This is a genomic window from Gordonia sp. N1V, assembly GCF_029269935.1.
GTDB classification, from domain to species: Bacteria; Actinomycetota; Actinomycetes; order Mycobacteriales; family Mycobacteriaceae; genus Gordonia; species Gordonia polyisoprenivorans.
Genome location: NZ_JARJDD010000001.1, coordinates 277,751 through 290,348 on the forward strand (window position 1 = coordinate 277,751; position 12,598 = coordinate 290,348).

Here is a 12,598-nt window from a genome sequence, read left to right on the forward strand (position 1 = left end):
CAGCGGCGCAACAGGTCTCGAGGCTCGTCGCTAACGCTCCTCGACACCTCGACCACCGGGACGAAAGATCCGCCGGGCTGATCGACCACCGTTCAAGGAGCGCCCCCGCCCGGCGAGGAAGCCCCCTCCCGATGGTCGAGGTGCTGAGGAGCGCCAGCGACGAGGCCTCGAGACCCCCGACAGCCGAACACCAGATCACGAGCGTCGAGCGCGCCACCAGGCTATGGCGATGGCGGTGGCGAGCGCGCCGACTTGCACCTGTCGGGACAAAGCCAGGGCGGCACGGAGATCCGTTGAGGTCGGATCCCGCCCGTCGCCGAGGGTGGGTCGGTTCTCGGTGCGGTGCGGGTAGACCGTGATACCGCCGAGACGGATGCCAAGAGCTCCGGCGAAACTCGCCTCCACGACCCCCGCGTTGGGGCTCGGATGTGCCGATGCATCGCGCTTCCACGCGCGCACTGCACCCCGCCGATCGGGACCGGCGGCCACGACGAGCACCCCCGCGATCCGGGCTGGCAGGATGTTGAGCGCATCATCGAATCGTGCTGCAGCCCAACCGAAACGGTTGTAGCGGGCATTTCGATGACCGATCATCGCATCCAGTGTGTTCGCGGTCCGGTAGACGAGGAGACCGGGAACACCGGCCAGGGCGCCCCAGACCAGCGCTCCCACGGTGGCATCGGAGGTGTTCTCGGCCACCGATTCCAGTGCAGCGCGACAGATTCCGGGTTCGTCGAGTGCATCTGGGTCGCGGCCGCACAAGCTCGGTATGAGTTCCCGCGCGCCCGGAACGTCGTCGGACTCGAGACAGTCGGCCACGTCGTCACCGACGCGGATCAGGGTGGTCCCACCCAATACGGCCCATGTCACCGCGGCGGTGAGCAGTGTTCGCGCCGGACCGTTCTCGGCGAGTGGGCGGGCCGCGAGTGCCCCGGCCACACCGACAGAACTCACACACAGCGCACAGTGCGCGCTGCCGGCGATCCGGCTGTCGGCGTATGTATGTCGTTGCAGCGCGGTGGCGAGGGAACCGAGACCGGCAACTGGGTGCCCACGTCTCGGGTCGCCGACCGCACGGTCCAACAGGTATCCGACCAGTAACCCTGCCGGTGAAGGCCGGACGGCAGCGACCCACCACCTCCATGCGCGCATCAGAGCAACCCCCGCATCAGTAGTCCGATGCCACAACGGTCTGCTGCTCGCCACGCACCAAGAGCGCCTGGTGGTCGGCGAGCGGGGTCACGCGGTGGCGCGACTCGTACTTGCGGCGCACCGACTCGATCACGTCGGCGGGATACACCGGGAACTGGCCGTCGGCATGCGGGAGCACCACCGTGTCGATGAGTTCCAGACCGCGCGGATCGACCGGACCCGGTGCCTCGGCCGGATCGTCGAGGCCTTCCACTGGCGCGATGGTCGGACCCACCACGACCGCGCCGGCGCTGCATCCGATGTAGGGCAACGACGCTCGTACCCGCTCGGCGAGCAGATCCCCCGCGCCCGCCCGACGCAGCGCCCACAGCAAGGCGAAGGTGTTCCCTCCGGCCACGTACACCGCGTCGACCCGGTCGAGCGTGGTGGCGAACTCCTCGAGATTCTGCCGCACTGCCGAGAGGTCCACGACCGCATACCCTGCGGCCGTCAGGCGGTCACGTTCGGCGCGCACACCCGGCTGGCCGGCATAGGGGATCCGCGCGTCGTCGAGATACCCGATCTGCAACTCCGACAGCGCTTTTCCCGTGGCCTCCGACAGGAAACCGGGCACCGCCCCGAAACCCAGCGACAGGAGCAACAGATTCACGGTGGTCACGCTACCCGCAGCTGATCGGCCCGCCGAAGCCCACCGTCCGCGTGGTGTCGGTCAGGGACTCAACCGCATGGCAAGATCACGAACGCCCGCCCCACGATCGAGCATTCCGGCACGACACATCATGCGTGATGCCAGGGCGATTCGGTAGGCCGAGCCTCTGCGGTCACGTTGGTATCGCCGGAAGCCTTTCTCCATGTCCGACAGTTCGTCCGGACCGACAGCGGTCAGTGCGCGAGCCAACGCCTCGGCGTCGAGGATCGTCTCACAGGCCCCTCGCCCGAGATTGGGAGCCATCGCATGAACGGCATCCCCGAGAAGCACAACGTTGCCGCGGTACCATCGTCCGATCCTCGGCATCGTGCGCACGTGATACCGGGTCACCGTCTCCGGAATCGTCGACGCGATGGCGTCGGTCACCTCGCCGCACCACGATTCATACAGGGCTGCAACGAATCCCAGCGGATCGGCGACCTCTTGCTTGGCCTGAGCCGCCCCGGGCCGCGGTGACCGATAGGCGGCATGCCAGTCTCGCCGATCGCGGCTCAACGGCGTGATCCCGAAGGACCGACCGGGACCCCAGTATTCGGTGAACATGTCGGTCGCGCCCGCGAACTCTCCCAGGATCACCGACACGTCGAGATCCCGCGATTCGATATGCTCCCCTGTAACGGCCTCGCGGACAACACTGTTGATACCGTCTGCGCCCACAATGACGTCATGATCGAGCGCGCCGACATCGGTCACCCGCGTCCCGAAATGAATGCGGACGCGATCGGTCAGCAGAGCATTCAGCAAAGCCACCCGAGAGATCATCACGGTTTCTCCGCGAGCCGCGATTCGCGACAGCAGCGCACCTCCCGGATCACGCACCTCCGCCGACTGCTGCGGATGACCTCCGCGTCGAATGTCGTCGGCGAGACCGAGGGAGTCGAATACACGCATGGCATCCGGCCACATCCCGAGCGCGCTCCCCTTCTCGGGCAAAGCTCGTGCACCCTCGTAGACCTCGACCGGCCAGCCGGTCGAGGTCAGCAGGTTCGCCAGAACCAAGCCTCCGATACCTCCGCCAACGACGGCAACCGATCTCATGCCAGCAGGCTACTACGATCGTAGTAACCTGTCGAGATGAGTTACCGTGACCCCATGGCCAGGCGCGACGACGTTCTCACCGCCGTGGTGAGCGCACTGGGAGAGCACGGACTCTATGGATTGACCCATCGGAAGGTCGATCGGGCGGGCGCACTACCCGAGGGCACGACCTCGAACTACTTCCGAACCCGGGCCCAACTGCTCTCGGGCGCGGTCGAGCACCTCGTGGCGGGAGATCTGCAGGTATGGCAGACGATGGGTGCTGACGAGATCACCACCACAGACGATCTCGTCGACATCGCCGCCGCGTTCGTCGCGTGGGCCGTGGGCGACGGACGACCCCGGTCGTCGGCTCAGATCGCGCTGTTGGAAGCGGCGATCACCAATCCCGAGGTGTCTGAAGTACTCACCCGCGCACGGAAAGTCATCGAGCACCGCGCGAACCAGTTGTGTTCCCCACTCGGACTCGACCGCACCCAGGTGGCCATCCTGCTCGACGCCACCGACGCGATCATCTTTCGCCAACTCGCGATGCCGGAGTCCACCATCGGATTCGACCCACGCCGGTACTTCTCGGCGTTGCTGAATACACTCACGCGGTGATGGCACGCCCCCGCCCCGTTCCCGTCGCGGGCACCTATCCGATCGACACCGGCGTGGCCGAGCTGGCCCCGGACCCCATCTCGGGCGGATGGCTCCTGCAGATCAACGGCACACACAGCTCCCACATCGACGACGATCCGCATGTTCTGGACTTCGAATACCTGCGACAGATGGCGGCCGTCATCGAGGACCGCCATTCCGCGCAGGCGAAGCTCTCCGTCCTGCATCTCGGCGGCGCCGCGTGCGCGCTCCCCCGCTATCTCGCGTCGACCTTTCCGCAGTCGCGACACGTCGCGGTCGAGATCGACGCCGAGCTGGCGCGTCTCGTCCGCGAGTGGTTCGACCTGCCGCGCGCACCGCGTCTACGTATCCGCGTCGGTGACGCACGCGCCGTGCTGGAGTCACTCCAGCCCGACACTCGAGAAGTGATCATCCGGGACGCATTCGAATCCGACCGCACGCCAACACATCTGACGACGGTGGAGTTCACGCATGCCGTCAAGCGGGTCCTCACCCCGAATGGCCTGTATCTGGCCAACTGCGGCGACACCCGCGATCTCGGTCGCGTGCGCGCCGACGCCGCCGCGCTGGCCGAGGTCTTCGACCACATCGCGCTGATCGCCGACCCGGCGATGTTCAAGGGACGGCGCACCGGCAACGTGGTCATCGCGGGCAGCGACGGCCCCCTCGATCCCTCGCCGACACTCGTCCGGCGACTGCTCAGCGATCCGCTTCCGGCGCGGGTGATCGCCGGCGACGAGGCCAGGGCATTCGGGTCCGGGCAGGCACGCCACGATCCACCGAGCGTCTCCGACGAGACCGCCGACGATCAGATCATGTAGTTGAGGGAGCCCAGGATCGCTTGGCCCAGCTCCTGATCGCCGCGAACCTTCACCGCCGACGGATCGGCGCTGCGCCGGCCACCGGCGAGCCGGACCAGATCGACGGCATCGAGTTCGAGCACCACGTCGGCGGCCTCGTCGCCACCGTCGAAGGCCTCGACGAGGCCTGCCCGGTCGGCGACGGCGATGCGCACGGTACGCGGTGCCGCACCGGTGATCTCGAACGCGACGGCGCTTCCGGCGGGCGCCTTGGCGCGCTTACCGACCACGAACGGCAACGACGCCGCGATCTCATCGAGCACCCAACCGACCGGTGCCGCAGACGGAGTCCCACCGATCGTGCCGTCGCGGAGGTCGACCTCGTGAATCCAGCAGTCGAACAACCGGATTCGCATGAACCGACCGTAGGTGTCCGGGCCCGCCGGAGTGGCCGCCGCGGCGTCGAAATCCGACTGCGACATCGCCGACAGGGCCGCGCTGCGGACCGCGATGATCTCGTCGTAGGCAGCGAGTACCTCGTCGGCGGGTCGCCCCCGGAAGTGTTCGACCCATTTCTCGTTGAATTCGCCGATCGGATTGCGCACGTGGTCGAGATCGGTGAGACCTGCGGGTGCCTCGACGTCACGTCCATCGAGCATGCTCTCGGTCCCGATGATGTGCGCGATGATGTCGGCGTTGGTCCAGCCTGGGAGGATCGACGGCTGCGTCCACTGCTCACCGATGTCGTCGGCCAACGCCCGCAAGGCGGCCCACTCACCGATCAGGTCCGGGGTCAACGTGGTGTGGTCGATGGACGTCGTGGGCATGAAGGTCTCCGATTCGCGGGCTGGTCGACTGCGCCCGAGGAGGGGACAGGGGCGTCCAACGAGCCTGACCATCACGGGCGGCTTCGACGCTACCCCGGTGGCGCTGCCGCGACCGCCGGGTTCACACACGGCGACAAAATGTCGCGAGTGCTTCTCGGACACCGGCATCCGGGCGGGAAGCGTGCCGGAGATGTCCTATCCTTGCACGGGTGCGGGTAGCGAGCAGGTGGTCAGGGCCGATCGTCACGATGCTGATGGTGAGCGTTTTCGCCGCCACCGCCGCTCTGCTCACCGGGGCCGGAGCGCCCGCACATGCCGCCCCCTCCCCGGTCGCGGCGTGCGCACCACGGGCTGCCGCCCCGGCGAACACCGTCCACACGACCACTGTCGAAGGTGTGACACGAACGTACCGGGTGCATCTGCCCGCGGGATACACCGGGCGCGCACCCCGATGCCACTGATCCTCGCGTTCCCCGGTCACACCGAATCGCCGACGACGTTCGAGCGCTACACCGGTCTGTCCGCCCTACCGGCCGTTGTGGTCTACCCCGACGGCTTGCGCGGCACCGACGGCACATTGTCCTGGCAGGGCGCGCCGTACTCCTCGCCGCAAGCCGACGACATCGCGTTCACCGCGGCAATCCTGCGGGAGGTGCGGGCGACGAGCTGCGTCGACCGCACCCGCACCTATGCGGTCGGCCGATCCAACGGCGGTGGGTTGGTGTCGATGCTTGCGTGCCGGATGCCGGGTCAGTTCGCCGCGTACGCCATCGTCAACGGAGCCTTCTACGACCAGAGCCTGCGCGGCTGCTCGGCGTCCAAGGCGCCCGCGTCGATCATCGACTTCCATGGCACCGCCGACGCCACGATCCACTACGGTGGCGGCACCCGGCTCGGCGGTCACTACGCACCGATCTTCGACGTCGTACGGTCGTGGGCCGCGCGCAACGGGTGTATACCGACACCCCTGGAGGTCCCCGTCAATTCTGCTGTCACACAGTTCCTCTGGCCGCTGTGTCGGTCGGTCGGCAGCGAGATCTCGCACTATCGCATCGCCGGGGGCGCCCACGTGTGGCCCGGATCGTCAGTACACCGGGGTCGGACCGGCGTCAGCGACAGCATCTCGGCCACGACCCTGATCTGGCAGTTCTTCAACCGGCACCCACTCACGGTGGGCGGACGATCGAGATGAGCGCCGTCGACGACCGGACCGGGACCACGCTCGGACCCTATGCCATCGCCGAGCTGCTGGGCCGGGGCGGGATGGGTCAGGTCTATCGCGCCACCGACACCCGCAAGGGACGAACGGTCGCGCTCAAGTTACTCAATCCCGAGTTCGCCGACGATCAGGTGTTCCGTGACCGATTCCTACGGGAGTCACGGGTCGCGGCGCGGATCAACGACCCACACGTCGTCCCGATCCATGACTGGGGCGAGATCGACGGGCTGTTGTTCATCGACATGCGGCTGGTGACCGGACGCGATCTGCGCGCGATCCTGGTCGAGCAGGGAAGCCTGGCGCCCGAGAGGGCGGTGGCCATCCTCGGGCAGGTCGCCGACGCCCTCGACGCAGCCCACCTCGACGGTTTGGTGCACCGCGACGTCAAACCCGACAACGTTCTCGTCGACGCCCGCGACTTCACCTATCTGGCCGATTTCGGGCTGGCCCAGGGCACCGCCGACACACGCCTGACCACCGCGGGCACCGCCATCGGGTCGTTCGGCTACATGGCACCTGAACGATTCGGCGCCGACGAGGTCGGCGCGGCCGGCGACATCTACGCCCTGGCCTGCGTGCTCTACGAATGCATCGCCGGGACACAACCTTTCGCATCCGCCACCAACCTCGAGCGACTCATCGCCGCTCACCTCAACGCCGAACCACCACGGACCGGTACGGCGCTCGATCCGGTCATCGCCCGCGGGATGGCCAAGAACCCACGCGACCGGTACCCGAGTGCCGGTGCACTGATCGACGCTGCCCGCACCGCCCTCGCCTCCCCCGGCGAAGCGTCCCCCGGTGCGCCATTCCCTGGCACGTCGGCGGCGCCCGCGACGCTTGCACCGCACACCGCACCGCCCACCGGTCACACCACCGAGCGGCCGGCTGCGATGAACCCGGCTGTCGTGAATCCGGCGTCGTACTCTCCGACAGAGATCGCTGCAGGCTCCGGCGCCCGCCACTTCGAGCCGTATCCGTATGCACCGCAGCACCATCCGCAGACACCGACACGCCGGTCACCCATACTAGCGATCCTCGTCGCCATCGCGGTGCTGCTCGCGGGCGGCATCGGAGTCGGCGCATGGGTGCTGCTGCGCGACTCCGACGACGGGGCCCGCACCGTCGCCGACGCCAGCCTGACCACCACACCGACCACCGCGGCGCATCCCAACACCGCGAGCCAGGCCACCCCGACCCCGACCACGCCATCGGTCACCACGCCATCCCCCGCCGGTTCGGCCAGGGCCGCCTTCGATCTCGGCCTGGCCACACCCATCAGCACGCCGGCATGTGACGGCACCGGGATCGTCGTGGTCGGCAATGCCGTCGATCCGTCGAACTACGCGGGCGAGGTGCAGGGCTATCTCACCGCCTTCCCCGGGTCGAGTTATCTGCGCACCGACCAGTCCTGCTCGTCGTTGCGGGCACGCGACGACAACGGCAATCCGATCTACGCGGTGTACCAGGTGGCCGGACGGACCACCGCCGACATCTGCCGCCTCCGCAACCAGATCGGCGGCACCGCCTACGGCAAGTGGCTCGACAACACCACCGATCCGACGACGTTCATCACGCCGAGCGAATGCGGGGCGTGAGAAAGCCGCCCCTCGCCTATCGAGGACACCATCGGTCCGCAATGTCCGGCAAGATGAGCGCATGCTGGAAACATCGGCTCGACTCCTGCACCTGCTCTCGCTGCTCCAGACGAGACGTGAGTGGTCCGGCCAGGAGCTCGCCGACCGGCTCGAGATCACCACGCGCACCGTGCGACGCGACGTCGACAAGCTGCGTGAGCTCGGCTATCCGGTCGACGCGACCGTCGGCGTCGGCGGGGGGTATCGGCTCGGCGCGGGTGCGGAGATGCCGCCGCTGCTCCTCGACGACCAGGAGGTGCTGGCCGTGGCCCTCGGGCTCGACGCGGTCACGACCGGGCCGGTGGCCGACATGGCCGAGGCCTCGGCCGGTGCGCTGACCAAGTTGCGCCAGGTCATGCCCTCGCGTCTGCGCCACCGGCTGGATTCGTTGTCACTGGAAGCCGTGCCCCGCACGCGAGGCCAGGTGACGGTGTCGGCCGATGTTCTCACCGACATCGCCGCGACCTGCCATCGCCACGAACGGCTCCGCTTCGACTACCGGCGTGGTGACGGCACCGAGTCGCGGCGCGAGGTCGAACCCTACCGGTTGGTGCGCAACGGAATGCGTTGGTATCTCATCGCTTTCGACCTCGGCCGCGACGATTGGCGCTCGTTCCGGGTGGACCGGATGGTACCCAAGATCCCGACCGGCCCCCGGTTCACCCCGCGTGAGCTCCCCGAAGGAGCGGCGTCGAGGTTCCTCGAACGCAGCCTGGGCGCGGTGTATCGCAAATCCTCGGCGCGCGTGCGTATCCACGCCCCGGTGGAGACGATCGGTCCGATGGTCTCCGATGCGTGGGGCACCCTGGAGTCCGGCGATGAGCAGACCTGTGAACTGACCCTGTACTCCACGTCGCTCACCTCTATTGCCCGGTGGCTGCACGCCTTCGACGCCGACTTCACGGTGCTCTCCCCGGACGCATTGCGAGACGAACTGGCCGGCGTCGCCGAGCACCACGAACGGGTGGCCGCCCGCTATCGGCGAGCGTGCGACGCAGCGCCGTGATCTTTTCGTGACCGTGCGGGCGAGGGCTGTCTCGACTCCGCCACGACCCCGCCGCGTCCCTGGGCGGCAGCGGATCCGGTACCTACCGTGGTGCTCATGAGGCTTTTCGTGACTGGTGCCAGCGGATATGTCGGCTCGCGGTTGGTGTGCTCGCTGCTCGCCGCCGGACATGAGGTGGTTGTGTCCTCCCGGAATGTGGACCGCTTGACCGACTTCAGCTGGTTCGACGCGGTGACCGCGGTGTCGATGGATGTCGACGACCCCGAATCGGTCAAGCAGGCCCTTGCCGCCGCCGGGCCACTGGATGCGCTCTACTACCTGGTTCACGGGATCGGTCAGTCGGGGTTCGCCGACGCCGACCGCAACGCTGCCGCGAACCTCGCGTCGGGCGCGCGTGACGCCGATGTCACACGCATCATCTATCTGGGTGGCTTCGTCCCCGATGACGAGGACCTGTCGGATCATCTGCGCAGCCGAGCCGACGCCGGCGAGGCCCTACGACTGCCCGACGGGCCGGAGCTGGTGTGGCTGCGCGCAGCGGTGATCCTCGGCGCCGGGTCGACGTCGTTCGAGATCATCCGCTACGTCGGCGACCGCCTCGCGGTCATCCCGGAGCCGTCGTGGACGCGAAACCCCATGGACCCCATCTCGATTCGCGACGTATTGCACTACCTCACCGCCGCCTGCGAGCCCGAGCTACCCGCCGGCGACTACGACATCGCCGGACCCGACGTCTGTCGGTACCGCTCGGTCCTCGAGGCCTATCTCGACGCGATCCGCATGCCGAAGGTGCGGGTGTGGGTGCCATTCGTCGGGACGCGTCTTGCCGGCAAGGTCGCCGGGCTCCTCGTCCCCATCCCGTCTGCGCTCACCGAAGAGCTCATCACCTCCCTCGATCATCCGATGCGCGCCGACGAACACCGCATCCGGGAGCTGGTACCGCCACCTGCCGGCGGGTTGACGCCGATGCGCGACGCGGTCGCCGCAGCAGTGGCCTCACCGGCGCCCCGGTCGGTCTGTGCGCTCGACGACCCGCACCATCTGGCCTCTACCGATCCGGCCTGGGCCGGAGGCGATTGGCCTCGCGTACGACGCCGGATCAGCGGCACCGTCCGCGGTGCGTTCGGGACGGCGGGTCGACTCGGCCGGGCATTGCTGCCAGTCTGACGACGTGGACTCACCAACCCAGAGCCCTGTCCGACACCGCGGCGCGATCGCCGAGCTGATCGACGAACTGCGCACCGACCGCAACGGGAACCTGCCCACGCGGCAGGCGCGCCGGCGATGGATCGTCGGCGTGACGCTGGTGGTCGGCGCGGTCCTTCTCGGCTTCTCGTTGTCGGCGACCCCGGGTGACAGCAGGTTCTATCCGCTGACCGTCGCGCTCGGCGTCGTCTGGGTCGTCGGTGGTTTCCTCGCCGGCCCGATCCCGGCCGGGGCGTTCCCCGCGATCGGTCGACACTCGCCGGAGGGCGCACCCACCCACCCGCGGCGCAACGCGGTGCTGCTCGGCGTGTCGGTCGGCCTATTGGTCGGCGCCTGCTTTGTCGTCGGCGCTTTCGGCACCCGCCTGATCCCCCCGCTCAACGATCTGATCGGTCGTGTGCTGGCCTACGCCGATTCCGGCAGCCTCGTCGCGATCGCGGCGATCACCCTCGGCAACGGCGTCGCCGAAGAACTGTTCTTCCGCGGGGCGGTGTACACCGCCGCCCGCCCGTGGCACCCACTGGTGGTGTCGACGGCCATCTACGTCGTCGTCACGATGGCCAGCGGCAATGTGATGCTCGGCTTCGCCGGGGTGATCCTCGGCGCGGTGTGCGCGGTGCTGCGACGCGCGACCGGTGGCGTGCTCGCACCGCTGTGCACCCATGTGGTGTGGTCGGTGATCGTGCTGTTCGCACTGCCGCCCATCGTCGGGGTGTGAGCCAGGTTTCGGCGAACCCGAACCGGTTTGGGCGAAGGCCACCTCAGCCGCTACATTCGTGAGTTGGTACGGCACCTCGGCCGTGGCCACGCGCGTATAGCTCAGCGGTAGAGCTCTGGTCTTACACACCAGCGGTCAGGGGTTCGAATCCCTTTGCGCGCACCGTAGGATCAGGGCAGGTCGTGACTGGCGCTGGGGTGGAGTACCACCGGGGAGCGGCCTCCGGAGTGTGTGTCGTGCGCCTGGGCATTGACGAGGCTCAGGAGTGTTCATGTCGAAGGCACAGCTGTTGTCAGGTGTCGATCTGGCAGTAACCATCAATGCCGATACCGCGTCACGGGCGGCTCGCGTGACGGACGTGTCCGGACTGCCGCCCACGCTGGCTACTGTGCTGGTCGGCGACGATCCCGCGTCAGTGACGTATGTGTCGATGAAGCAGCGACGATGTCAGCAATTCGGGCTGGGCGCAGTGCACGTGGGATTGCCGGCCTCGATTGGCACCGCAGAAATCGTCGAGCGCGTCGAGGAACTGTCGAACAACACTGGTGTCGACGGCATCCTGGTGCAGCATCCCATGGGCGAGTATGTCGATGAGCGCGCGGTGTTCGATGCGATTACCGCGACCAAGGACGTCGACGGGGTGAGCTCGACATCGTTTGCGGCGATGGCGTTGGGCCAACCTGGTTTTCAGTCGTGCACTCCAGGTGGGGTGGTGCGCCTGCTCGAGCATCACGGGGTGGTGGTCGCCGGTGCCGACGTGGTCGTCGTCGGGCGCAGCGCCATCCTCGGAAAACCGTTGGCTGCGTTGTTGTCCGCGCGCGATGCCACGGTGACGTTGTGTCACTCCCGCACCCGCAACCTGGCCGCTCACCTGTCCCGGGCCGACATCGTGATCGCTGCTGTGGGCCGGCCCCGGTTCATCAACGGCACACATCTCAAGGACGGAGCGGTCGTGGTCGACGCGGGCTATCACCCCGGCGGGGTTGGTGATGTCGACTTCGCGTCCGCCGCGCGGGTAGCGGCAGCGATCACTCCGGTCCCCGGTGGGGTCGGCCCGATGACCATCGCGATGCTGCTCTCACAGACTGTTGACGCCGCCGAAACCAGGGTGCAGCAGGCCGGCCCTGCGACAGGCTAGTCCACCACCTTCAGAATCCGGCTCGACCACGCGCGGCCGAGGTCAGCGGACCCGCCAGCCAGCGGTCGACCTCGGATTGGGATCGCAGTCGGACGATAGGTGTGGTGCCGGTGTCGAAAGCTCCTGGCGAGAGCAGGGGTGCCCGGTACTTATGTCTCGTCGATACCGACCAACGAATGACGTTCTCGCGGTGAGTGAACAGAGTGCGCAATGGTGGCTCAACGTTTCCGTTCCACAGAACCTCACGCCGTAGACGTCGACACAAAGTCCTGCGGACCACACGCGGGAACGTGGTGCACCAGAATGGCAGGTCCAGCCATACCAGCAGGTCAGCGCGCTCGGCAATCAGCGCTCGGGCGTCGTTGTACTGCCACTCGATGGTCCAGGTGTCCGTTGCGACAAGTGCTCTGACATCTTCGATGAATGACGGCCTCGGCTCCCATTCCGGCCCGTGATACAAAGCGTCGATCTCGATGTGTTCCGCGCCGATGAGATGCGCAATCTGTTGGGCTAGTGTGGTTTTC

12 protein-coding genes, 1 tRNA gene and 1 riboswitch are annotated in these 12,598 nt (G+C 67.6%); of the genes, 9 read left to right on the forward strand and 4 right to left on the reverse strand.

Annotated features, from left to right (window positions below):
- Positions 1 to 195: 195 nt before the first annotated feature.
- From P3L18_RS01245 to P3L18_RS01255, 3 genes are read right to left on the reverse strand one after another with little or no spacing between them, the layout of a single operon-like run.
- Entirely contained in the window at positions 196 to 1,152 is a 957-nt protein-coding gene (locus tag P3L18_RS01245; protein ID WP_276112999.1) for a cobalamin biosynthesis protein, read from the reverse strand.
- 16 nt (positions 1,153 to 1,168) lie between these two features.
- Positions 1,169 to 1,801 (reverse strand): Type 1 glutamine amidotransferase-like domain-containing protein, encoded by a 633-nt coding sequence (locus P3L18_RS01250; protein ID WP_240523954.1) that lies wholly within the window; start codon positions 1,799 to 1,801, stop codon positions 1,169 to 1,171.
- 60 nt (positions 1,802 to 1,861) lie between these two features.
- Positions 1,862 to 2,899 (reverse strand): NAD(P)/FAD-dependent oxidoreductase, encoded by a 1,038-nt coding sequence (locus P3L18_RS01255; protein ID WP_276113000.1) that lies wholly within the window; start codon positions 2,897 to 2,899, stop codon positions 1,862 to 1,864.
- A 54-nt stretch (positions 2,900 to 2,953) separates the two neighbouring features.
- Here P3L18_RS01255 and P3L18_RS01260 point away from each other — a divergent pair, with 54 nt between their 5' ends.
- Positions 2,954 to 3,502, forward strand: coding sequence for a TetR family transcriptional regulator (locus P3L18_RS01260; RefSeq protein ID WP_276113001.1), 549 nt, complete (start codon positions 2,954 to 2,956; stop codon positions 3,500 to 3,502).
- Complete coding sequence (locus P3L18_RS01265) at positions 3,502 to 4,344, forward strand: fused MFS/spermidine synthase (protein ID WP_211545296.1); 843 nt, start codon at positions 3,502 to 3,504, stop codon at positions 4,342 to 4,344. The genes P3L18_RS01260 and P3L18_RS01265 overlap by 1 nt, the downstream gene beginning before the upstream one ends.
- On the opposite strand, the gene P3L18_RS01270 is transcribed toward P3L18_RS01265, so the two are convergent.
- Positions 4,332 to 5,150: a maleylpyruvate isomerase family mycothiol-dependent enzyme gene (locus tag P3L18_RS01270; protein ID WP_006371519.1), complete on the reverse strand. Its 819-nt coding sequence runs from the start codon at positions 5,148 to 5,150 to the stop codon at positions 4,332 to 4,334. The genes P3L18_RS01265 and P3L18_RS01270 overlap by 13 nt on opposite strands.
- A gap of 451 nt (positions 5,151 to 5,601) precedes the next feature.
- Here P3L18_RS01270 and P3L18_RS01275 point away from each other — a divergent pair, with 451 nt between their 5' ends.
- The 7 genes from P3L18_RS01275 (at position 5,602) to P3L18_RS01305 (ending at position 12,074) form a co-directional block, all read left to right on the forward strand.
- Complete coding sequence (locus P3L18_RS01275; RefSeq protein ID WP_276113002.1) at positions 5,602 to 6,342, forward strand: PHB depolymerase family esterase; 741 nt, start codon at positions 5,602 to 5,604, stop codon at positions 6,340 to 6,342.
- Entirely contained in the window at positions 6,339 to 7,967 is a 1,629-nt protein-coding gene (locus tag P3L18_RS01280) for a serine/threonine-protein kinase (RefSeq protein ID WP_014360417.1), read from the forward strand. The genes P3L18_RS01275 and P3L18_RS01280 overlap by 4 nt, the downstream gene beginning before the upstream one ends.
- A 61-nt stretch (positions 7,968 to 8,028) precedes the next feature.
- Complete coding sequence (locus tag P3L18_RS01285) at positions 8,029 to 9,012, forward strand: YafY family protein (RefSeq protein ID WP_006371516.1); 984 nt, start codon at positions 8,029 to 8,031, stop codon at positions 9,010 to 9,012.
- A 96-nt stretch (positions 9,013 to 9,108) separates the two neighbouring features.
- Complete coding sequence (locus P3L18_RS01290) at positions 9,109 to 10,179, forward strand: NAD(P)H-binding protein (protein WP_026920038.1); 1,071 nt, start codon at positions 9,109 to 9,111, stop codon at positions 10,177 to 10,179.
- A 4-nt stretch (positions 10,180 to 10,183) separates the two neighbouring features.
- Complete coding sequence (locus P3L18_RS01295; protein ID WP_276113003.1) at positions 10,184 to 10,936, forward strand: type II CAAX endopeptidase family protein; 753 nt, start codon at positions 10,184 to 10,186, stop codon at positions 10,934 to 10,936.
- A 90-nt stretch (positions 10,937 to 11,026) separates the two neighbouring features.
- Positions 11,027 to 11,098: transfer RNA gene (locus P3L18_RS01300), tRNA-Val, on the forward strand.
- 10 nt (positions 11,099 to 11,108) lie between these two features.
- Positions 11,109 to 11,191, forward strand: a riboswitch (ZMP/ZTP riboswitch).
- Between the two features lie 16 nt (positions 11,192 to 11,207).
- The gene (locus P3L18_RS01305) at positions 11,208 to 12,074 is read left to right on the forward strand and encodes a tetrahydrofolate dehydrogenase/cyclohydrolase catalytic domain-containing protein (RefSeq protein WP_276113004.1); all 867 of its coding nucleotides are present in this window, start codon (positions 11,208 to 11,210) and stop codon (positions 12,072 to 12,074) included.
- The last annotated feature ends 524 nt before the right edge of the window (positions 12,075 to 12,598 follow it).